This window comes from Micromonospora sp. NPDC005220, from assembly GCF_040607895.1.
Lineage (GTDB): Bacteria > Actinomycetota > Actinomycetes > Mycobacteriales > Micromonosporaceae > Micromonospora.
The window spans coordinates 25,860-46,021 of sequence record NZ_JBEXHP010000044.1; the positions used below are offsets into that span (position 1 = coordinate 25,860).

The 20,162-nt window shown below is 71.1% G+C and carries 21 protein-coding genes; 11 read left to right on the plus strand and 10 right to left on the minus strand.

The genetic code is table 11. The annotated features are described in order from the left end of the window. Positions 1–42: 42 nt before the first annotated feature. The 4 genes from ABZU52_RS18050 to ABZU52_RS18065 form a co-directional block, all read right to left on the minus strand. Complete coding sequence (locus ABZU52_RS18050) at positions 43–2,838, minus strand: TIM-barrel domain-containing protein (RefSeq protein ID WP_354972144.1); 2,796 nt, start codon at positions 2,836–2,838, stop codon at positions 43–45. 154 nt (positions 2,839–2,992) lie between these two features. Then, positions 2,993–4,213 carry an MFS transporter gene (locus tag ABZU52_RS18055; RefSeq protein ID WP_354972145.1) on the minus strand — a complete coding sequence of 407 codons (1,221 nt, stop codon included), beginning with the start codon at positions 4,211–4,213 and terminating at the stop codon, positions 2,993–2,995. 88 nt (positions 4,214–4,301) lie between these two features. Continuing rightward, positions 4,302–5,228 (minus strand): expansin EXLX1 family cellulose-binding protein, encoded by a 927-nt coding sequence (locus tag ABZU52_RS18060; RefSeq protein WP_354972146.1) that lies wholly within the window; start codon positions 5,226–5,228, stop codon positions 4,302–4,304. Positions 5,229–5,283: 55 nt separating this feature from the next. Further along, positions 5,284–5,886 carry a TetR/AcrR family transcriptional regulator gene (locus ABZU52_RS18065; protein WP_354972147.1) on the minus strand — a complete coding sequence of 201 codons (603 nt, stop codon included), beginning with the start codon at positions 5,884–5,886 and terminating at the stop codon, positions 5,284–5,286. Positions 5,887–6,008: 122 nt separating this feature from the next. Between ABZU52_RS18065 and ABZU52_RS18070 the strand changes: the two genes are divergently transcribed. Then, the gene (locus tag ABZU52_RS18070) at positions 6,009–6,845 is read left to right on the plus strand and encodes an SDR family oxidoreductase (protein ID WP_354972148.1); all 837 of its coding nucleotides are present in this window, start codon (positions 6,009–6,011) and stop codon (positions 6,843–6,845) included. 152 nt (positions 6,846–6,997) lie between these two features. Next, a complete protein-coding gene (locus ABZU52_RS18075; RefSeq protein ID WP_354972149.1) occupies positions 6,998–8,224 on the plus strand; it encodes an epoxide hydrolase family protein in 1,227 nt (408 codons plus the stop codon). 206 nt (positions 8,225–8,430) lie between these two features. On the opposite strand, the gene ABZU52_RS18080 is transcribed toward ABZU52_RS18075, so the two are convergent. Continuing rightward, positions 8,431–9,309, minus strand: a complete 879-nt coding sequence (locus ABZU52_RS18080; RefSeq protein WP_354972150.1) for a transglutaminase domain-containing protein — start codon at positions 9,307–9,309, stop codon at positions 8,431–8,433. 65 nt (positions 9,310–9,374) lie between these two features. Between ABZU52_RS18080 and ABZU52_RS18085 the strand changes: the two genes are divergently transcribed. Next, positions 9,375–9,965 (plus strand): GNAT family N-acetyltransferase, encoded by a 591-nt coding sequence (locus ABZU52_RS18085; RefSeq protein WP_354972151.1) that lies wholly within the window; start codon positions 9,375–9,377, stop codon positions 9,963–9,965. Positions 9,966–9,999: 34 nt separating this feature from the next. Further along, positions 10,000–10,899, plus strand: a complete 900-nt coding sequence (locus tag ABZU52_RS18090) for a hypothetical protein (protein ID WP_354972152.1) — start codon at positions 10,000–10,002, stop codon at positions 10,897–10,899. 137 nt (positions 10,900–11,036) lie between these two features. Here ABZU52_RS18090 and ABZU52_RS18095 read toward each other — a convergent pair whose 3' ends face one another. Together ABZU52_RS18095 and ABZU52_RS18100 are read right to left on the minus strand one after the other, a co-directional pair. After that, positions 11,037–11,552 (minus strand): hypothetical protein, encoded by a 516-nt coding sequence (locus ABZU52_RS18095; RefSeq protein WP_354972153.1) that lies wholly within the window; start codon positions 11,550–11,552, stop codon positions 11,037–11,039. Positions 11,553–11,621: 69 nt separating this feature from the next. Continuing rightward, entirely contained in the window at positions 11,622–11,861 is a 240-nt protein-coding gene (locus ABZU52_RS18100) for a GrpB family protein (RefSeq protein ID WP_354972154.1), read from the minus strand. 143 nt (positions 11,862–12,004) lie between these two features. Between ABZU52_RS18100 and ABZU52_RS18105 the strand changes: the two genes are divergently transcribed. From ABZU52_RS18105 to ABZU52_RS18115, 3 genes are read left to right on the plus strand one after another with little or no spacing between them, the layout of a single operon-like run. Further along, complete coding sequence (locus ABZU52_RS18105; RefSeq protein WP_354972155.1) at positions 12,005–12,877, plus strand: AraC family transcriptional regulator; 873 nt, start codon at positions 12,005–12,007, stop codon at positions 12,875–12,877. A gap of 20 nt (positions 12,878–12,897) precedes the next feature. Then, a complete protein-coding gene (locus ABZU52_RS18110; protein ID WP_354972156.1) occupies positions 12,898–13,230 on the plus strand; it encodes a helix-turn-helix transcriptional regulator in 333 nt (110 codons plus the stop codon). Continuing rightward, positions 13,224–14,264: a hypothetical protein gene (locus ABZU52_RS18115; protein ID WP_354972157.1), complete on the plus strand. Its 1,041-nt coding sequence runs from the start codon at positions 13,224–13,226 to the stop codon at positions 14,262–14,264. The genes ABZU52_RS18110 and ABZU52_RS18115 overlap by 7 nt, the downstream gene beginning before the upstream one ends. Here the strand turns inward: ABZU52_RS18115 and ABZU52_RS18120 are convergent. Beyond that, complete coding sequence (locus ABZU52_RS18120; protein WP_354972158.1) at positions 14,185–14,682, minus strand: NUDIX domain-containing protein; 498 nt, start codon at positions 14,680–14,682, stop codon at positions 14,185–14,187. The genes ABZU52_RS18115 and ABZU52_RS18120 overlap by 80 nt on opposite strands. A gap of 176 nt (positions 14,683–14,858) precedes the next feature. On the opposite strand from ABZU52_RS18120, the gene ABZU52_RS18125 reads away from it, so the two are divergent. The 4 genes from ABZU52_RS18125 to npdG all read left to right on the plus strand — a co-directional run bounded on the left by ABZU52_RS18125 (position 14,859) and on the right by npdG (position 18,354). Beyond that, positions 14,859–15,062, plus strand: a complete 204-nt coding sequence (locus ABZU52_RS18125; RefSeq protein WP_354972159.1) for a hypothetical protein — start codon at positions 14,859–14,861, stop codon at positions 15,060–15,062. Between the two features lie 84 nt (positions 15,063–15,146). Beyond that, the gene (locus ABZU52_RS18130) at positions 15,147–15,902 is read left to right on the plus strand and encodes a histone (RefSeq protein ID WP_354972160.1); all 756 of its coding nucleotides are present in this window, start codon (positions 15,147–15,149) and stop codon (positions 15,900–15,902) included. Positions 15,903–15,982: 80 nt separating this feature from the next. Beyond that, positions 15,983–17,413 (plus strand): RNB domain-containing ribonuclease, encoded by a 1,431-nt coding sequence (locus ABZU52_RS18135; RefSeq protein ID WP_354972161.1) that lies wholly within the window; start codon positions 15,983–15,985, stop codon positions 17,411–17,413. Between the two features lie 242 nt (positions 17,414–17,655). After that, positions 17,656–18,354: an NADPH-dependent F420 reductase gene (npdG, locus tag ABZU52_RS18140; protein WP_354972162.1), complete on the plus strand. Its 699-nt coding sequence runs from the start codon at positions 17,656–17,658 to the stop codon at positions 18,352–18,354. A gap of 41 nt (positions 18,355–18,395) precedes the next feature. Here the strand turns inward: npdG and ABZU52_RS18145 are convergent, their stop codons facing one another. Together ABZU52_RS18145 and ABZU52_RS18150 are read right to left on the minus strand one after the other, a co-directional pair. Next, entirely contained in the window at positions 18,396–18,773 is a 378-nt protein-coding gene (locus ABZU52_RS18145; protein WP_354972163.1) for a hypothetical protein, read from the minus strand. A 103-nt stretch (positions 18,774–18,876) separates the two neighbouring features. After that, positions 18,877–20,124 (minus strand): DUF222 domain-containing protein, encoded by a 1,248-nt coding sequence (locus ABZU52_RS18150; protein ID WP_354972166.1) that lies wholly within the window; start codon positions 20,122–20,124, stop codon positions 18,877–18,879. Between the last annotated feature and the right edge of the window lie 38 nt (positions 20,125–20,162).

Here is a 20,162-nt window from a genome sequence, read left to right on the forward strand (position 1 = left end):
GGGTGGGGTTGGACCCCACCCGGCCGGTGTCAAGCCAGGCTGTCAGTGCTTCTTGAACACCGGCATGGTGTCCAGCGTGGTGGTGATGTCCTGCGTGGTGCCGCCCCGGTACGTCTTCCCGGTGAAGATGTCGGTCCAGCTGTTGCCCGGCGGGAACCACACCGACGTGGTGGCGGTGGTGCCGGGCGTCGTCACGGGTGCCACCAGGTAGTCCGGGCCGTAGAGGTACTGGGATCCGGCGGTGGCGTACGCGGCCTGCTCATTCGGGTACGCCAGGTACATCGACCGGACGATGGGCGTGCCCGTGCGGGTGGCCTCCTTGGCGGCGGCGTAGGTGTACGGCTGCAGCTCCTTCCGCAGGTTCAGGAACTTCTTTGCCGACGCGTTCGCCGCCGGGCCGTACTGCCAGGGCAGCCGGTCGCTGTGGTTGGAGTGCAGCCGGTCGATCGGCTGGAACGTGCCGAACTGGACCCACCGGGCGTAGAGGTCGTCGGGCAGCTTGGTGCTGCCCGGTTCGGTGCCCGGCTCCTGGAGGCCGCCGGTGTGCCCGCCGATGTCGTGGCTGACCGCGGCGAGCCCGGTCGCTGCCGACTCGCCCGGCGTGTAGCCGACCTCCATCTGGAGGGTCTGCCAGTTGCTGGTGGTGTCGCCGGTGAAGTGCAGCGTGGTGCGCTTGTCGGCCCACGGTCCGGTGGACACCGGGGTGGGGCTGCTGTAGCCGCCGGCCTGCAACGACCCGTACGCGCGGGAGAAGGCGAAGCCGGTCTTGTCGGCGTACTGCTGGTTGATCCACGCGTCGGCGGTCACCCCGGCGAGCGAGGACTTGGTGTTGTCGCAGCACCAGTCCAGCCACCAGAGGTCCGGGCCCTTGCTGCCCTTCGGCAGCATCTCGTCGTGGAGCTGCAGGTACGCCTTGAGCTGGTCCGGGTCGCCGAAGTCGAACGCGTAGCAGTCGGGGCCGCCGTTGCAGCCGACGCGCTGGAGCTTGCCCTTCGCGGTGGCCTGCGCCTGCGCGAACTTCGGGTCCGAGCCGAGGATGCTCGGGTGGATGTTGATGCCGGTGTGCAGGCCCTGCTTGCGGGCCCAGTCGAAGAACGCCTTCGGGTCGGGGATCCGGGTGGGGTCGATGCTCCAGCCGTTCCACTTGTCCGGCGCCTTGATGTCGGTGTCAAGGACAAGAACATCCATGGGTACGCCTTCGGCCTTCGCCCGGGCCACCAGGTCCTGGAACTGGGTGGCGGTGCGGTCGTAGTACTCGGAGTACCACACCCCGTACGCCCACTTGGGCAGCAGCTTCGTGGGCCCGGTCAGGGTGGACAGGTCCTTCAGGCCACGGGTGAAGTCCTGCCCGTACCCGAAGACGTAGCCGTCCTGCTCCGGGGCGGGCCGGGGCTTGGTGGTGCTCAGGGCCGAGGCCGAGTCGTCGAGCAGGTACCAGCCGTCCTGGTAGAGCAGGCCCGGGGCGGTCAGTGCGGCGCCGGACACGCCGTCCAGGCCCCGGCGGTAGCCGCCGAGCGGCGCGTGCGGGGCGAGTAGCGGGGAGTCCTTGCTCGTGACGGCGACCGTGTCGACGTTGACGTTGCAACTGGCGTCGGTGGGGCAGCCCAGCGTCACGGTGTTGGTGCCGCGGTCGAGGTGGACCGGGACGGAGACGGTGTTCCAGTAGTCCCACCCGCTGGTCGGCGGCAGGGTCGCCGTGACCGGTGCCGCCGTGCCCGCGGTGATCGACATGGTGCGTGTCTGGATCGGCTGGGCGCCGGCCTGGCCGTTGGCGTAGCGGATCTGCACCTGGTAGTCACCCGTAGACGGAACATCAGTCACGGTGAGCATGTCGGCGGAGCTGGTGCTTTCCAGGCCGGCCAGGAATCCCGTACCGGATGCGCCGTTGTGGTCGTTCGCGGGCCGCGCGCCGCCGGTCAGCGTGCCGGTCTCGGCCTCTGCCAGCGTGCCGAACCGCAGGGGCTGCGGCTGGGGCGGGGCCGGCGCCGGGAACGGGTCACCCGGGTTGACCACGGCGAGGCTGTCGACGTTCACGTTGCCGGAGTCGTTGGGACCGCGCACGACGCTGATCTCGTGCCGGCCGGCGGTGAGGTCCACCGGCACGCTGGCCGTGCCCCAGGTGTCCCAGTTCGCGGTGGGCGGCAGCGTCAGCGTGTGGCCGGCATCGCCGTCGACCTGAACCGTCAGGGTGCGGGCCACGTTCTGGCCGTCGCCGCCGGTGCTGTTGGCGTACCGGAGGGTGAGCTGCTTCGTGCCGGCTGCCGGGGCGTCGAGCGCGAACGTGACCGAGTCGCCGGACGAGGCGAAACCGGCCGCGAAGCCGCGTCCGGTGAATCCCTGGTGGTCGGTGGCCACGCCGGGACCGTCCAGTTGCAGCGACTCGGCCTCGCAGAGTGCGCCGAACGTGCAGTCCGGAGCGGTGTGGCCGGCCCAGGGTTGGCCCTGCACGGTCTGCTTGCCGGCCTTGAGCTGCACGGTGAGGTTGTCGGCGGTGAACGCGCCCGAGCCGACCCGGTACCGCAACGTCATGGCGCCGGTGTCGATGGTGAGCCAGCCGTGCTCGACGCGCTTCGTGAATCGCGTACGGGGGAAGTCGTCGCGCCCGATGGCGTTGAACGTGGCGGCGTCGGTGAACCGGCCGTCCTTCTGGTACTCGGTGCGGATCAGGGTCGGGGACAGCACCTCGAAGCGTGCGTCACCCGACCGTACGGCTGCGTCCTGCGCCTTGTGAGGGCTGGCCTGGGCCGGCGCGGAGGGCGCGAGCGCCAGCCCCGTGATGAGGATGCCGACCGCGGCAGCTGCTGTCGCGCGGCGGCGGTGTGAGTTCCGATAGAGCAAGATGCTCCTCGTCTCATATGGAGGAAATGAGTCGATGACAACGCTGTCACTCATCTGAAACGCATGTCAACGGGCCTTGGCGGGTGTCGCTTCTCTCTTTCGCCAGCGACGAGGAAGGGGTCGGCGAGGATCGCCACTGTGGTCCAGCGGTGCGTTAGCGGGCGAGCTCGTCCTCGACGAACGCGGGCCTGGCAAGCGTGATCGCCGGGATGGTCGCCACGAGGGCGACAGCGAGCAGGAACAGCAGCGGCAGGGTCCACCCGCCGCTCACGTCGTGCAGCAGCCCGACGACCAGCGGACCGAGCGCGCCGAGCGCGTACGCGACCCCCTGGGCGAAGCCGCTCAGCGCGACGGTGCCGCCATGGGTTCGAGTGCGAACGTTGATGAGCACGAGGCAGACCGGGAACAGGATCGACCCCGAGCCGATGAGCAGTACCCAGAGCAGTGTGAGTGTCGCGGGCGCGAGCAGCAGGCCGAGGTAGCCGAACACGAAGCTGGCGACACCGGCGGCGATCAGCCAGCCGACATTGCGCAGCCGCGCGACGAGTAGGGGAGCGATGAATGCGCCGGGCACGCTGATGATGCCGGTGACGGCGAGCAGCACACCGGCCTCGGTCGGCGTCGAGCCGGCGATGTCGCCGAGGATCTCGGGCAGCCACGCGAAAGCCGCGTAGGTGCAGATCGTGCTGGTCGAGAACACGACGGTGATCGACAGGGCCGCGCGTGACCGCCACAGTCGCGTGACGAGGGCGGAAGGCGGGGACTCGACGGCGACGGCATCCGAGCGTCGCTGGCGGCGCTCCCGCGCGATGATGACCAGCCACGGAACGAGCGCGACTACCGAGGTCACCGACCAGACGCCGAGCAAGAACCGCCAGCCGACCTGCTCGGCGACCGGAGCGGCGACCGCGGCGGGCACGGCCGTGCCCACACCCACGACGCAGACGTAGACGGCGGTCAGCAGCGCCACCCGGTCGGGAAAGTAGCGCCGCACGATCGGCGGCAGCAGCACATTGCCGATTCCCGTACCGGCGAGCGCGACGACACTGCCGCCGAGCAGCACCGCGAAGCCCGGGGCAAACGCGCGCACGAGATGGCCGAGGGTCATGAGCAGCAGCGCGAGCACGATGCCGCCGTCGAGGCCGAAGCCACGGGCGACGCGCGGCGCGACGAACCCGGATGCCGCCAACAGGATCGGTGGCAACGTGCCGAGCAGCCCGACGCCGATGTTCGATATCGGGATGTCCACCCGGATGTTGCCGAGGATCGGCGATATCGTCGCAACCGCCTGGCGCAGGGTGAAGGCGACGAGCACGATGCCCAGCAGCGCGGCCGTGCGTCCCGCCCACAGCGGAAGGCTGCGCTGCTCGGACACCCCCCGAGCCTAGTACTCCATCCGGGGATGTTGACCTTGGCCCAGCCGACACGTCGGGTGGCGAGACGCGCCGTGAAGGTCCCGAGAGTCAGCAGCGGGGGCGGTCGAGTGGCGCGGCGCCAGCGAGGGCTTCAACTGTCGTCGTGGGTGCTATCGACTCCGCCGGGGTAGGCGAGGGCACCGCGCTGGGGGTTGGAGGGGCTGAGGGCGAGCTGCTGGGCGTGGGGGAGGCGCTGGCGAGGGTGGCCGTGCTGCGTTGCACCTGCTTGATGACCATGCGGATGCCGGTGGCGGTCGCCTGGCGTCCGTACGCGTCGGTGACCCTGATGCTGTAGGGCCCGGGGCCGATCCCGCCTTCGATGGTCCAGTGGTTGTCGCTCTGCCGGGCGGCCTTGCGGAAGCCGCCGCCCGGTCCCTTCGCCTCGACCGAGCGGAGTGGGTTGCCGTGGTTGCCGACCTGCACCGCGAACCAGTGCTTCGAGGCGCCGCCCTTGATCCGGAAGGTGAGCCCTCCGTCGAGCGGCGGGTTCACCACCGCCCGGTACGTCACGGACGCGATGCCCTGCGACCGGTCGGCGATCCTGGTGAACGCCTCGGTGGAGAGGTCGATCTTGCTGGGGCCGCAGCCGCCGCACTGGTCCATCACCATGACCCGGACCGTGCCCTTCGGGCCGCTCACCTCCAGGTAACTGCCGCAGGCCGCCGATCCGGAGTACTGGGACGCGCCGAGGGCCACGTAGAGCCGGTCCGCCGGCGGGCCGGGGAAGGAGCAGTTGCCACCCGAGCGGCCCGCGTCGTAGAAGCTGGCGGTTCCCTTGTGGACGGCGTTGCCCGTCGGCGGCGCGGCGCAGGCCGGGGTGGCGCCGCCGCGGACGGCGAGGGTGATCCCGAGTACGGCGGCCAGGGCGGTGACCCCGGCGCCAGCCAACCAGTGCCGGACCCGCCGACTCGACCGGCGCGTGCCGTCGTCGCCGGCCGGGATGTCGTCGCCGGGGGCCGTGCCTGGTGCCGTCACGGCGCCTGATGTTGCCGCACCGTGCTGTGGCAGCGCAAAGCCGTCCCACCGATCGTCACTCGGCGGAGCGGCGGGGGCGCAGTCCGTTGAGGGCGGTGCTCACGACGAGGTCGGCGTACTCGGCGGTGAGCGGGCCGCTGCGTTGCAGCCAGCGGCTGAACAACGGACCCCAAATCAGGTCCACCGCCACGTCGAGGTCGATGTCCTCGGCGATCTGGCCCGCCCGCTGGGCGCTGCGGAGGCGCTGCCGCTTGGCCTCCTTCAACGGGCCGTCCAACCGTTCGGCGTACGCCGCGGCCAGCTCGGGGTCGAGCGCGATCTCGGTGGCCAGCGCGCGCATCGGTTGCTCGTACCGGGGGTCGTTCATCTCCTCGACGGTCGCACGCAGCACCAGGGTCAGGTCCGCCGCCAGGTCGCCGGTGTCCGGCAGGGTCGGCGGCCCACCCTCGGTGGTCTCGCTGAGCATGAGGAAGGAGTCGAAGATGACCGCGCCCTTCGACTGCCACCAGCGGTAGATGGTCTGTTTGCCGACGCCGGCCCGCGCGGCGATGCCCTCGATGCTGAGCTTCGCGTACCCCATTTCCTGAAGCAGGTCGAAGGCCGCAGTGAGGATGGCGCGGCGGGAGGTCTCTCTCCGGCGGGCCGTGTTGGGCGTCATGGGCAGAACGATACCAGCGGGCGAGACGAACCGTCTCGTCTTGACGGTGGCGGCGCACGGACCTAGTCTCGGCGCATCACGAGACGAACCGTCTCGTCTCAAAAATGAAACGGGAGAATCCCATGCGTACCTGGTTCATCACCGGTGCCAGCCGCGGCCTGGGCCGCGCCTTCGCCGACGCCGCCCTCGACCGCGGTGACCGGGTGGTCGCCGCCGCCCGGACCATCACCCAGGGCGACTTCGACGAGAAGTACGCCGACCGGCTGCTGGCCCTGACCCTCGACGTGACCGACCGGGCGGCGGTCATCGCCGCCGCGAACACCGCCGTCGAGCACTTCGGCCGGCTCGACATCGTCGTCAACAACGCCGGCACCCTGTCCATGGGCATGATCGAAGAGTTCACCGCAGCCGAGGCGCGCGCCCAGTTCGAGGTCAACCTCTTCGGCGCGCTCTGGGTCAGTCAGGCGGTGCTGCCGCACCTGCGCGCCCAACGGTCCGGCCACATCGTGCAGGTCTCCAGCATCGCCGCGCTCGGCGGCTTTCCGAGCACCGGCCTGTACAGCGCGAGCAAGTTCGCCCTGGAGGGCATGAGTGAGGCCCTGGCGATGGAGGCGGCGGCCTTCGACATCACTGTCAGCATCGTGCAGCCGGGCGGCTACTGGACCGACCTCTACACCAGCGTGCGCGCCACCACCCCGATGGACGCCTACGCGCCGCTGCGCGCCGAGCTGGAGCGCCAGTGGGCGGAAGGCTCGATCGACAGCGAACCCCGGCTGGCCGCCGAGGCGCTGCTGCGGCTGGTCGACAGCGACGACCCGCCGCTGCGGCTCCTGCTCGGCAGCATGGTGTACGACCTGGCGTTCGACATCTCCCGTCGGCGGATGGACACCTGGGCGGGTTGGGAGCAGGTCAGCCGCGCCGCCGAGCAGGCCGTCGCGGCCCCCGAGCAGACGCGCTGACGAGCTGTATCGCCACGGGCCCGGGGCGCGGCGTTCTAGGCTCCGAACTATGGCGGCGGCGTGCCCATCTCGTTGGCACACAAGTCCGGGCAGAGCCTTTCACCCCTGATTTCTCCTCGCGAGGCGCAAACCGAGACGGAGAGGAAACACGCATGGCTGTCACAACCAAGATTCGTCCGGGCACCACGGAGATTCGGCCGTTCTCGATCGACATTCCCCAGGCCGACCTTGACGACCTGAAGAGGCGCATCAGGGCCACCCGCTGGCCGGACAGGGAAACGGTGGACGACCAGTCGCAGGGCGTGCCACTCGCGACGATCCAGGCCGTCGCCCGCTATTGGGAGAATGAGTACGACTGGCGCAAGGTCGAGGCGCGGCTGAATGCCCTACCGCAGTTCATGACCACCATCGACGGGGTGGACATCCACTTCATCCACGTGCGCTCGAAGCATGAGGACGCGCTGCCGCTCATCGTCACCCACGGGTGGCCCGGGTCGATCATCGAGCAGTTGAAGATCATCGAGCCGCTCACCGATCCCACGGCGTACGGCGGCAGCGCCTCGGACGCCTTCCACCTGGTGATTCCCTCGCTGCCCGGCCACGGCTTCTCCGAAAAGCCGAGGGAGCCGGGGTGGAACCCACAGAAGATCGCGACCGCCTGGACGGAGCTGATGGACCGGCTCGGCTACAACCGGTTCGTCGCACAGGGCGGCGACTGGGGCGCGGTCATCGTGGACCAGATGGGCGTCCAGGCCCCTCCGGAACTGCTCGGCATCCACACCAACATGCCCGGTGCGGTCCCACCCGAGATCGACCTGTTGTTCCAAGGCGACACCACCGGCGCGAACAACGCCATGGGCTCGCTGCCATCCGGTCTCTCCGACGACGAGATGCGTGCCGCCGAGGAAGTCAACTTCGTCTGGAAGCACGTCGCGTACGCCCTCATGATGGCGACACGTCCGCAGACGCTGACCGGGCTGGCGGATTCTCCGGCCGGCCTGGCGGCCTTCCTGCTCGACCACGACGCGAGGAGTCTTGACCTGATCGCGCAGGTCTTCGACGGGGCCGAAGCCGGCCTCACCCGCGACGACATCCTGGACAACATCTCGCTCTACTGGTTGACGAACACCGCGATCTCCGCGTCCCGCCTGTACGCGGAGAACAAGCTGTCGTTCTTCGCCGCAAAGGGCGTGAACGTCCCGGTCGCCGTGAGCGTCTTCCCCGACGAGCTGTACGAGGCGCCGCGGAGCTGGGCCGAGCAGGCGTACCCGAACCTCATCTACTACAACACGCTCGACGTGGGCGGGCACTTCGCGGCCTGGGAACAGCCGACGATCTTCACCGAAGAACTTCGCACCGCCTTCCGGTCACTTCGCTAGATGGCCGTGCACCTGCCCCGTTGACCGGGGCGGCCGAGTGGCTCAACTCCGAACCACTCGGCCCCGCCGACCTGGGCAGGCGCGTCGTCCTGGTCAACGTCTGGACGGCGCGGTCCGGGAGCGGACCCTCAAGATCACGTTCGACGAGCCCGGCGCCGAGGCGTACGCCTTCACCTTTGGGTAGGGCGTAACCTCCCTGGGCCCGCTCAGCGGCGCAGGTCGACAGTGCTGACGGTGTCGGAGACCGGCGAGACGCTGTGTACCCGCGAGCCGGGGCGGAGCCGGGCGTCGCTGGCGTACCGGTCGGCGAGTGTCTTCTCCGCGGCGGCGTCGTCGCCGCCGTCGGCGGCGAGCAGCAACGCGGCGATCTCGTCCACGAGGGTGAGATCGGCGGTGGTGACGTCGTCGGTCATCGCGTCCAGGCTGTCCCAGAGCAGCAGTTCGTCCTTCTGCCGGTGGGCCAGCTCGAGCAGGACGTAGTCGTGGATGAACCAGGCGCCACGGATCGGCAACTCCGGGCTGACGCCGTAGACCTCGGGGTCGATCGTGCCCGCCCGGTACGCCGACCACACCCGGGCTGCCGAGTCGAAGAGCCCGGCCTTCGGGTCGATGTCGTAGCCGTCGAACCCCCAGTCGCCGGCCGGGTCGAGCTCCGGGTCGGCCCAGACCCAGCGGTGGCCGTTCCAGTACTCCACCAGTACGTGATCGTGGTGCCAACCGGGCATGAAATACGAGGCGAAACCGACCCGGCTGCGGCTGGGAATGCCGTGCTGACGGAGGATCGCGACCGACAGCAGCGTGTGGTCCCGACAGCAGCCGGCCACCCGGTCCACGGCCGGACGATCGGCGGTGAGGGGCAGCGGAAATCGGGACTGGTCGGTGTCGAGGATGCGGTCCACCCAGCGGCAGTTCACCTCCTCCAGCCGGTCGCCGGGCAGCTCGACGCCGCCGGCCCGGTAGTGGACGATCACATTGCGGGCGGTCGCCGCCACGGTGGGGATGTCGGTCGACACGGCGTCGAGGAGCCCGCCGTGCCGCCCGGGGTCGCTGTAGGGGGAGTGTCTGCGGTAGTCATCGAGGTCCATGGGACCAGTCTCCGGTCCGCCACCATGTCAGGGTCAAGGTGCTTTTCCGGATAGTGTCGACCGCTGTGACAGCGCCCGAGATCACCATCGCCACCCCAGCCGACCGTGACGCGGTGGTCGGTTCGCTGGTCGCCGCGTTCGTCAAGGATCCCGTCCTGCGGTACCTGTTCCCCGACGAGGAGACCTACCCGCGCTACGCCGCCGCCTTTTTCGGGCACCTCTTCGACAAGCGGGTGCACCGCTCGTCGATTTGGACGATCGGTGGGGGCGCGTCGGTCGCCATCTGGGAGCCACCGGCCGGGCAACCGGCTGCCGGCGCGGCCCCCGCGCACGGGTCGTCGGAGGATCCTTACCCGGCCGACGTGCTGGCCCGGGTGCAGGGCTACGACGACGTCGTGCACGACGCCCTGCCGACGTACCCCTTCTGGTATCTCGGCGTCCTGGGTACCCACCCCGACAGCGCCGGACGCGGTTGGGGCCGGGCCGTCATGCGGGTCGGGCTGGATCGTGCCGCCGCCGCCGCCGACGGCCTGCCGGCGATCCTGGAGACCAGCAACCCGGGCAACGTGGAGCTGTACCGCCGGGCCGGCTGGGAGGTGGTGGGCTCCCTGTCGGCGCCGGTGCCCACCTGGATCATGCAGCAGCCGCCGCGCTGAGCACGCTGATTGCGCGCCTCCTACGATCGGCGGCGTGCACACCACCCCCTCCAGCCCCATCGACGTGCCGCAGGTCTTTCCGGCGGTTGCGCCGTTGGCCCGGACGACCGTCCGGTTGCATCCCCGCCCGGGTTCGCCGACTGCGGAGCAGAGTTCGGTAGGCGGCCCGCTGCTGTGGCCGGCCGACGAAGCCTGGCCGATGTGCGACGGGCCGGAGCCCGGCGACCACTACCGCGACTCTCCGGGCGAGCCGGCGGCACCGCTGGTGCCGGTGGCGCAGTTGCTGGCCGAGGACGTGCCCGAAGTGCCGTTCCCAGTGGGCACGGACGTGCTGCAGGTCCTGTGGTGCCCATTCGACCATGACCCGTGGACGACACCTCGCCCTGCACTGCGATGGCGTCGTCGCGCCGACATCGGCACCCGGCTTCGGGAAATGCCCGTACCGGATGTGGAGTCAGATCCAGCGCACGTCCCCAACCCGTGCGTGCTCGACCCGGAGCGGGTCACCGAGTACCCGGGCTGGGACCTCCCGGGTGCCGTGTGGCCGCAGATCGAGGGCACGATGAGGCAGGTCGCGCAGGAGACCGGTTGGGAGTACGAATCCGATCTGGCGGTCGCCTCGGGGATCAAGGTCGGCGGTTACCCCGGCTGGACCCAGTCTCCGGACTGGCCGGTCTGCGAGTGCGGCTCGTCCATGGACCATCTGCTGACGGTCGCCAGCTGGGAGTTCAGCCGCGGTGACGAGAAGCGGTGGATTCCGGTAGAGGATCGTCCGGCGATGGCCGGTTGGGGGTGGGACACCGACGACGATCACCCGTGGCGGACGATCCAGAACCCGAGCGGCCTCATGCTGGGCGATGCCGGCGGGATCTACCTGTTCGTCTGCACCGCCTGCCCCACCAGGCCGTTCGACTACCGCTTCGACTGTTCCTGACGAATCCGGATGGTCACTGACAGGCTCACATCCCCGGCGTACGGCCGAATCTTGGACACTTACCGTTAGCTCGGAACTAGCTCGGAACGGAAACTGTCCAAGATCTGCGCGTGACCTCCGCGCTGAGCACGGCGCGCTCACTTGAGGGTGAGCGGGACCGGTTGCCCTTGGCGTATCTCGAGGACCGGCCGCTTGCCCAGCGGTTGGGCCAGATTGAGGGTCGCGGTACGCGGGGCACCCGCCAGGGTGCACACCTCGCCACTGTTGTGGTGCTGCGCGATGACGATGACCACGACGGCGTTGGCCGACTCGACCGACTCCGCGTGGTAGTCGGCGCCACAGCTTCTGGTCGCCGGCCCGATGGCGCCGGTGAAGTCGACGGTCAGCTGCGTACCGGCCCCGGTTGTGGTCGCCGATTCGATGGCGATGCCCGGCGGGGAGTTCCACGGTGGTGGTGTCGGGGTGACGGCGCCAGCGCCACCGGCGTCGATCACGGCCCGGTCGTACCGGGTCAAGGCCTCCCGTGCCTGCTGACGCAGCTCACCGAGGCTCTCGCCGCGGGGTAGCGCGGCGTCGACAGTGGCGTCTGCGTCGGTGTCACAACCAGCGAGCATCGCCGCCACCACCCCGACGACCCAGTGCCATCGCACCATGGAAGACCCCTTTGCGCGGCAGAGTGACCGCCAGGATTATCAACCGTCGGCCCAGGTCGTTCCACCCGGCTACTTGGCCGCCAGCCCCGGCACCGCCGTGGACCCCACGTGTTCCACACCGAGGGCCACGTCGCCCAGCGTCTCGACGATCGACGTGCGGAGGGCGACGAATCGCTGCGCCCAGGCCCGGTCGTACTCCTCGATGACGACGGACGCCCAGGTCCGTGGCGGCTCGCCGACCAGGCCGGCGTCCACCTGTTCGGGGGTGCCGTGGAAGCGCTGCACGACGTCCTGCGGATACTCGGCCACGTCAACCTCCTCAAGAAGCAAAGTCCGCCAGGCTACGACACGACGATCGGTGCCGGCCCACCCGACCGATGCGGGCACCGCATGTCGGGTGGGCCACCGACCCCGCGACCTAGCGTCAGTGCTCGAAAGGGAAGGAGGCCCGGGTGCTGGAGCGGCTCAACGAGGCCATGGCGTACATCGAGCGGCACCTCGACCAGAAGATCGAGGTGGCCGAGCTGGCGCGGATCGCCCTGACGTCGGAGTACCACTTCCGGCGGCTGTTCTCCGCACTGGCCGGAATGCCGCTGTCGGAGTACATCCGTCGGCGGCGGCTCACCGTCGCCGGTGCGGACGTGCTGGCGGGGAAGCGGACGTTGCTCGACGTCGCGGTGCACTACGGCTACGGCTCGGCGGAGGCGTTCGCCCGAGCGTTCCACGCCGTACACGGCGTGGGGCCAGGAGTTGCTCGGCGTACGGGGGCAGCGCTGCGCGCCCAGCCCCGGATGTCCTTCCGACTCACCGTCGAAGGGAGCGGCAGCATGGAGTACCGAATCGTCGACAAGGACGCGTTCGCGCTGGTGGGGCGCAAGGCCCGGGTCCCGCTGGTGCACGAGGGGATGAACCCGACGATCGTCGCGTTCATCCGGAGCATCGACAAGGAGACGACCGAGCGGATCGAGGCGCTCTCCGATCAGGAGCCGAAGGGGATCGTCAACGTCAGCGACAACCTCGCCGACAGCCGGCAGGAGGGCACCGAGCTGGACTACTGGCACGGTGTGGTGACCGGCGCCGTGCCGCCGGAGGACCTGGACGCGCTGCCGGTGCGGGCCGGGTCGTGGGCGGTGTTCACCACGTCCGGTGCGTTTCCGCAGGCGGTGCAGTACCTGTGGCGCGACGTGTTCACCCAGTGGTTTCCGTCCAACCCGTACCGCAGCCGTCCTGGACCGGAGATCTCCCGGGTGCGGGTGTCCGCGGACGGCACCCAGGCGGACGCCGAGCTGTGGATTCCCGTCGAACGGGTACCCACCCCTATGTAGAGTTCCGATACAGTGGCCGGATGCGGATGACGATTCCGGTCGCGAAGGTGCTCGGGGCGCTGCTCGCCGAGCCCGACGCGCAGCGCTACGGGCTGGACCTGATGCGTCTGACCGGCCTGCCCAGCGGCACGCTCTACCCGGTGCTGCACCGGTTGCAGGGGGCCGGCTGGCTGGCCGCCGACTGGGAGGCGATCGATCCCGTCGCGGCCGGGCGGCCGGCCCGCCGCTACTACCGGCTCACCGCCGTCGGGGTGGCGCAGGCCCGCCAGGCGCTCGCCGACCTGCGTGCCGCGATTCCCGACGGTCGTCCCTCGTGGGGCGGCACCGAGCCCACCGGAGCGCCGGCGTGGTGACCCGTCGGATCGCCGAGGTGCTGCTGGAGTTGGCAGCGCGTCGCTGGCCGGCCGACGTCCGCGACGACCTGCGCCGGGAGTGGGCCGCCGAGCTGCACGTGCTGGCCGAGAGCGGTCGCCGGACGAGGATGGTTGGCTTCGCGGTGAGCCTTGCCGTCAGTCGCGCCGGTGCCCCGCTCGTCGACCGCAACCTGCTGCGCGGTCGAGCCCGCCGGACCGCTGCGGCGTTGCTGCTGTCCCCGATCGCCTGCGTCGGGATCGTTGCCGTCGGTGGGCTGGCGATGTTCTCCGTCCACAACGTGTTGATGTTCCGGGTGAGTTGGGCGGAGCGGGCGCAGAAGCCGATCTGGGCGCTCTCCATCATCGTGCTGGCGGTCCTGCTGGCCGTGTTCGCCGCCCGCTGGGCCCGGCACAGCGCCCTCGACGGCCCACTGCGCATAACGCTCGGCGTGGTGCTCCCCGTCGGCGTGGCCGTCATCCTGTTCCTGTACGTCACCAACGCCGAGAGCCTGGCCGGTGCCGTACCCGGTCTGTTGCTCTGGTTGGCCGGCCTGACGCTGGCGCTCTGGGGTGCGGCGAGCCTCGCCGCCCGGGGTCGCCTCCGCGCCGCCTGGTGGGTGGGCGTCCTCGGCGCACTCGTCGCCGCCGACCTCGCGGTGATCCTCGCCGTCGTCGACACGTACCCCGGCGGGATCGGTGCCGGGCCGGTGATCGAGGCACGCGAACGCGTCGACCCGATCTCCGCGCCGCTGTGGCTCTTCGCCTGCTGGACGGACTGGAACTTCGGCCTGCCCCGGCCGATCCAGTGGGAGATCTTCCTGATCACCAACCGGGTCCTGGTGGAGCCCATGCTCTACCTGGCCTGCATGCCGTACGCGCTGGCGTACACCATCCGGGCCGCCCGGTCGGCCCCCGCCGCGCCGGTCGCCCTCGCGCCGACCCCATGTGTGAATCTCAGTCGGGTACGTCGTCCCACGTCGTGCCCGGCTCCAGGTAACCGGCCACCGTGTTCTCGCGCAGCGCGTACGCGATGACCAGCAGGGCGTGCTTGTCCAGCTCGGGCAGCCGATCCAACGGGAACCACCGCACGGCCAGCGACTCGTCGTCGTTGACCCGGGCGGTGCCGGCCACCACCCGGCACAGGAACCCCAGGTTCAGGTACTCGCAGCGGTCCCCGTTGGGGTACGTGTGCGGGTGCGAGACAGCGCTGGACATCCGCACCGGCGCCACCTCCAGGCCGGTCTCCTCGCGCACCTCACGGACCAGCGCGGTGGCCGGTTGCTCGCCCGGCTCGACGAAACCGCTGATCACCGACCAGCGTCCGTCGTCGGCGCGCTGGCCGAGCAGCAGTTCGCCGGCGTCGTTGCGGATCACGGCGCTGACGCTGGGCAGCCAGAGCAGGTCGTGACCAACATGCTTGCGTAACCCCACGATGTAGTCCGGTGTCGCCATCCGGCGATCATAGAGGCGACCTCACAGCGGGGCTCACCTGCGCATCTTCTGGTGTTCCAGTCCCACCCGTTTCGCCATTTCGGCCCGACGAACGCCATGCATATCTACTGTGGAGATCGTCGGCGACTTGTGCGATCCGGTGGCGGCCGGCCGGTTCGCGGTGCACAGTGATTCCCATGAGCGACAGCGGACGTGGTGGGCAGTTCTACTGGTGCACCCGGCATCACCGGGTCGAGACGGACGCCGACGTGTGTCCGGCCAAGCACGTTCTCGGCCCGTACGACTCGGCGGCCGACGCGGAGAACGCCCTGCAACGAGTGCAGGAGCGGAACGAGGCGTGGGATGCCGAGGACGCTCGTTGGGCCGGGGACGACAGATAGGCGGCGCGGGACGGGCTCGCGCCGAGGCATTTCGTGCTCCGCGAGGACGCACGCGAGAGCACGTCCCCCGAGGAGGGAACCACGATGGCCGAAGCACAGCAGGCCACCAAGCGCCCGGCCGCCCGACGCACCACCGCGAAGAAGACCGCCGCGGCGGAGCGGAACACGGCGGCGAGCCGGACCACCCCCGTGCGTAAGTCCACCACGGCTGCCGCGAAGGCACCGGCCCGCAAGGCCGCCGGCGGCGCGGGGCGCGCCCCGGCCAAGAAGACCACCACGGCGGCCAAGAAGGCCCCCGCGAAGAAGGCCCCCGCGAAGAAGGCTCCCGCGAAGAAGGCCACGACCAGGACCACCGCCACCGCCAAGCGGGCCCCGGCATCCACGGCGCGGAAGACCGCTACCGCGGCGAAGGCTCCGGCGCGGAAGACCGCTACCGCGGCGAAGGCTCCGGCGCGGAAGACCGCTACCGCGGCGAAGGCTCCGGCGCGGAAGACCGCTACCGCGGCAAAGGCCCCGGCGCGCAAGGTCGCGACCAAGGCGTCCGCCGCCAAGAAGACGGCCGCGGCGAAGAAGACCGCGTCCACCCGTCCCAGCGGCGGCGCCCGCAAGGCGCCGGCCAAGAAGGCACCGACCGCGAAGGCGACGGGCACCTCGTCGGCCACCGCCCGCAAGGCGGCGGCGAAGAAGGCCCCGGCGAAGAAGACCGCCGCGGTCAAGGCGCCGGCCCGCAAGGAGACCGCCCGCAAGGTGACCGCCCGCAAGTCGCCGGCCCGCCCGGTCGCCGCCCGAGCCACCGCCCCGCGGGGCACCCGCGCCGCTGCCCGTAAGGCGACCGGCTGAGCGTCGGTCACCCCTCGCCAGGCGGATATCTCGGCCGGTCACCGGAAGCGGATCACCGGTGGCGCTGTCAGGATTGAGCCGTGGTCATCCGACGCGTACTCGCGCCCCGCATCGACTTCGGCGCGTTGCGCCGCGAGCTCGGCCTGCCCGAGGAGTTCCCGGCCGACGCCCAGCGTGAAGCCGACGAGGCGGCCGCGGCACCGCCGCAGCCGTCCGTCGACCGCACCGACATACCGTTCGTCACTGTCGACCCCGCCAGCTCGCGGGACCTGGACCAGGCGATGCACCTCGCCCGCCGCCCAGGCGGGGGCTATCGGGTGCGGTACGCGATCGCCGACGTCGCCGCGCACGTCACCCCCGGTGGCGCGTTGGAGGCGGAGACCTGGCGGCGGGGGCAGACCATCTACCTGCCCGACGGGAACGTGCCGCTGCACCCGCACACCCTCAGCGAGGGCGCTGCCAGCCTGCTGCCCGACGACGACCGGGCCGCGGTGGTGTGGACCATCGACCTGGACGCCGACGGCGGCACCGTGGCCGTCGAGCTGGAACGCGCCCTGGTCCGCAGCCGGGCCAAACTCGACTACACCGGGGTGCAGGCGGCAGCCGCGACCGGGCGGCTACCCGACCCGATCGCGCTGCTGCCGGAGATCGGCGACCGGCTGACCGCGCGTGGGCTGCGACGCGGGGCCATCAACCTGCCGCTGCCCGAGCAGGATCTGGAACCCGACGGCGAGGGTTGGCGGCTGGTGCTGTGCGCGCCGGTGCCGATGGAGGAGCACAACGCGCAGATCTCCCTGCTGACCGGGATGGCCGCCGCCGACATCATGCTGGCCGGCCGGATCGGGCTTCTGCGGACCATGCCGGCGCCCAAGCCGGAGGCGGTGCAGCGGCTCCGGGCCGCCGCCGCCCCGCTGGGCGTGCACTGGCCCGACGACGTGGGCCCGGGTCAGGTGATCGCCGGTTTGGACGCCGCCCAGCCGCGTGCCGCCGCGTTCATCGACCAGGCGGCCGAGCTGATGCGTGGTGCCGCGTACACCGCCTTCGACGGTGAGCTGCCGGAGCAGCCGGAACACGGTGGCGTGGCGGCCGCGTACGCCCACGTGACGGCGCCGTTGCGGCGGCTGGCCGACCGGTACGCCACAGAGGTCTGCCTGGCCCTGCACGCGGCCCAGCCGGTGCCCGACTGGGCCCGCGCCGCGCTGCCCCGGCTGCCCGAGGTGATGGCGAGCACCGACCGGGTCGCCTCGGCGGCCGCCCGTGGCGCCGTCGAGTTGGCCGAGGCGGCGGTGCTGGAGCACCGGGTGGGCGAGACCTTCGATGCGGCCGTCCTCGACGTCGACGCCCCGCCCAACGGCAAGTCCCGGCCCCGACCACCCGGTGGCACCGTCGCGCTGGACGCCCCGCCGGTACGCGCCCGCTGCCTCGGCCAACTGCCGCTCGGCGAACGGGTCCGGGTCCGACTGGTCACCGCCGACCCGGCGGCCCGGACCGTCCTGTTCGAGCTGGCCTGACCGAGCCGCCGGCGCTGCTCCTGGCCTGGTCCTGGCCCGGCCCTGGCCTGGTCCTGGCCTGGTCCTGGCCCGGCCCTGGTCCGGACCTGGCCTGGTCCTCGGCGGCGCGCTCGCCCGCCTGGTCCTCGGCGCACGGTCGCCCGCTCGGGTCCGTTCCTCGGCGGCGCGGTCGGTGACGGCAGCGGGGATTCTCACAGCGTTTGGCGCTGCTGACCGGGCGAGCGGTTTGCGAGGATGAGGCCATGGCATACGACGCGAGCAGGCTGCCCGACGTGTCCGGGCTGACGGTCGGCATCATCGGCGGCACCGGCGACCAGGGGCGGGGCCTCGCCTACCGGTTCGCGCGGGCCGGCCAGACGGTGCTGATCGGGTCCCGGTCGGCCGAGCGGGCCGCCGAGTCCGCGGCCGAGATCGCCGCCCTGCCCGGGGTGCCGGCCAGCGGCAGCGTCACCGGTGCGGCAAACGAAGAGGTGGCCCGACGTAGCGACGTGGTGATCATCGCGGTGCCGTGGGACGGGCACGCCGCCACCGTCGCCGCCCTCGCCGAGCCGCTCGCCGGCCGGATCGTCGTGGACTGCGTCAACCCGCTCGGCTTCGACAAGCAGGGCCCGTACGCGCTGCCCGTCGCCGAAGGCAGCGCCGTGCAGCAGGCCGCCGCGTTGCTGCCCGACTCCCGGGTCTGCGCGGCGTTCAACCACGTCAGCGCTCCGCTGCTGGCCGACCCCGAGGTCGACCGGATCGATCTGGACGTGCTGATCTGCACCGAGGACCGCGAGCTGGTCGACATCGTCGGCGCGCTCGCCGCCCGGATTCCCGGCATGCGGGGCATCTACGCCGGCCGGTTGCGCAACGCCCACCAGATCGAGGCGTTCACCGCCAACCTGATCGCCATCAACAAGCGCTACAAGGCGCACGCCGGCATCCGCGTCACCGACCTCTGACGGCCGGGTGTGGCGGCTGGCGTGATCGTGCGGTCGCCTGGTTAGCGTCGGGGCATCCCGCCGTGTGGGCTGTTGAGGATGAGCGGCACGCTGTCCGGCGCCAGGAACTCGTGGCCTTCGACGTACTCCAGGTGAACGTGGCCGCCGTCGTCCATGGCGGCCACGTCCCGTAGCAGGTCGGCGAGGACAGATCGGCTCTCCGCGCCGCCGTGGACGGTGAGATAGCCGCGATCATCGACACTGATGGCAACGGGGCCGTCCGCCAGGCCGACGAGGACACCCCGCAGGCGTCCCGGTTGAGCGCGCTGCGCGAGGTTCAACCTACCCCCGGTCGCCACCAGATCGGCGAGGCGACGCAGGCCCGTCAGGTCACTCGTGATGGCGACGCCCTCGGCGACGGAGTAGTGGTCGAGCTCCATCACGCAACGGTAAGTCCCGCGACCGGAGTGGGTGTTCCCACGGAATAGCGACGCTCGTGGGCTGGGGCGTGTCGTCCGGGTGACCTGGCTGTCGGATATGGGCTTACGTTCGCCGGTGGTACTGGTTGCGGCGGGGGACCTGTTCGGGGTCGAGCCAGGCGGGTGGGACGAATTCGGGATGGCCGTCGCCGCCGAGCCGGACGCTCCAATCGGTGTGGTGCAGGTGGCGGTGGTGGTGTCTGCACAGGAGCACCGAGTTGGTCAGGCTGGTGTCGCCGCCGTCGGCCCAATGGCGGATGTGGTGCGCGTCGCACCAGCGCGGCGGTCGATCGCAGCCGGGGAAGGCGCAACCTCGGTCGCGCAGGACCAGCGCGCGACGCAGGGGGCCGGTGACGAGTCGGCGCTGCCGGCCCACGTCGAGCGCCTGACCGGCGCTGCCGAGCACGGCCGGCAGGATCGCCGCGTCGCAGGCGAGCCGCCGCACGGTCTCGGCGGTCAGCCCGAGGTCGGTGTCGAGGGTGCCCGTGCCGAGCTGCCGGACCAGGCCGTCGAAGCTGGTGGTGACGACGAGCTGTGTCGGCTCGCCGCCGTGCTCGGGCAGCTCGCCGGTACGCAGGGCGAGTCGGCAGAGGTCGCCGAGCGCGTCGTGTCGCCGTTGCCCCGGGGAGCGTTGGTCGGCCTGGCCGGAGGGTGCGGTCAGTGGGTCGATGGCGGTACGGAGCAGGCCGGCGGTCTCCGCGTCGAGGGTGCCGCTCAGCCGTAGTCGGCCGTCGGTCAGCTCGGAGAGGGTGAGGTGACGATCCCGGGTGGCTCGGCGGGCCTCGGCGTCGAGGGCGGCCTTGGCGGCGGCGTCGGCGATGTCGGGGGCGACGTGGTCGAGGATGCGGGTGCCGAGTTTGCGTAGCAGCGTGGGGTCGAACTGGCCGGCCCAGTCGACGAGGACACCGACCGCTCTGCCGGCGGCCTCGGTGCCGGCAGCTCGTCGCACGGTGTCCACGGTGTCGGTGATGACGCGGGCCTGCTCCAGGCTGACATCCCCGTCGGCCAGCGCCTGGCGGACCTCGGGATCGCCCGTGTCGAGGGCGCTGGCGAGCTCGACCAACCGGCGGGCGGCGGGGACGGTCAGCCGGAGGCGGTCGCGCAACCAGACCGCCGTCGACGACGCGCCCTGCGCCTGGGCCGTTCCTCGGCCGTCCAGCTCGCGCACCAGGGTCAGCTTGACCGCCGCGAGCTGCTGCTCGATCCGGTGCGCGGCGTCGAGCGCAGCGGTCAGGTCATGCTCGGCGAGGGCCCAGACGGGCGCGGTGGGGGGGGGCCGCCCCCCGCCCCCCGCCGGCCCCCACGCCCCGATCCCAACCAGACACGAGAACACGTGTACGACAAAAAAAC

Excerpts from the sequence above, each read along its gene's own strand:
- ABZU52_RS18080 (WP_354972150.1), bottom strand. The coding sequence starts at position 9,309 with ATGGACCTCGATGACTACCGCAGACACTCCCCCTACAGCGACCCCGGG.
- ABZU52_RS18145 (WP_354972163.1), bottom strand. The coding sequence starts at position 18,773 with ATGGAGCTCGACCACTACTCCGTCGCCGAGGGCGTCGCCATCACGAGT.
- ABZU52_RS18070 (WP_354972148.1), top strand. The coding sequence starts at position 6,009 with ATGCGTACCTGGTTCATCACCGGTGCCAGCCGCGGCCTGGGCCGCGCC.
- npdG (WP_354972162.1), top strand. The coding sequence starts at position 17,656 with ATGGCATACGACGCGAGCAGGCTGCCCGACGTGTCCGGGCTGACGGTC.
- ABZU52_RS18125 (WP_354972159.1), top strand. The coding sequence starts at position 14,859 with ATGAGCGACAGCGGACGTGGTGGGCAGTTCTACTGGTGCACCCGGCAT.
- ABZU52_RS18095 (WP_354972153.1), bottom strand. The coding sequence starts at position 11,552 with ATGGTGCGATGGCACTGGGTCGTCGGGGTGGTGGCGGCGATGCTCGCT.
- ABZU52_RS18075 (WP_354972149.1), top strand. The coding sequence starts at position 6,998 with ATGGCTGTCACAACCAAGATTCGTCCGGGCACCACGGAGATTCGGCCG.
- ABZU52_RS18110 (WP_354972156.1), top strand. The coding sequence starts at position 12,898 with ATGCGGATGACGATTCCGGTCGCGAAGGTGCTCGGGGCGCTGCTCGCC.
- ABZU52_RS18120 (WP_354972158.1), bottom strand. The coding sequence starts at position 14,682 with ATGGCGACACCGGACTACATCGTGGGGTTACGCAAGCATGTTGGTCAC.
- ABZU52_RS18065 (WP_354972147.1), bottom strand. The coding sequence starts at position 5,886 with ATGACGCCCAACACGGCCCGCCGGAGAGAGACCTCCCGCCGCGCCATC.
- ABZU52_RS18130 (WP_354972160.1), top strand. The coding sequence starts at position 15,147 with ATGGCCGAAGCACAGCAGGCCACCAAGCGCCCGGCCGCCCGACGCACC.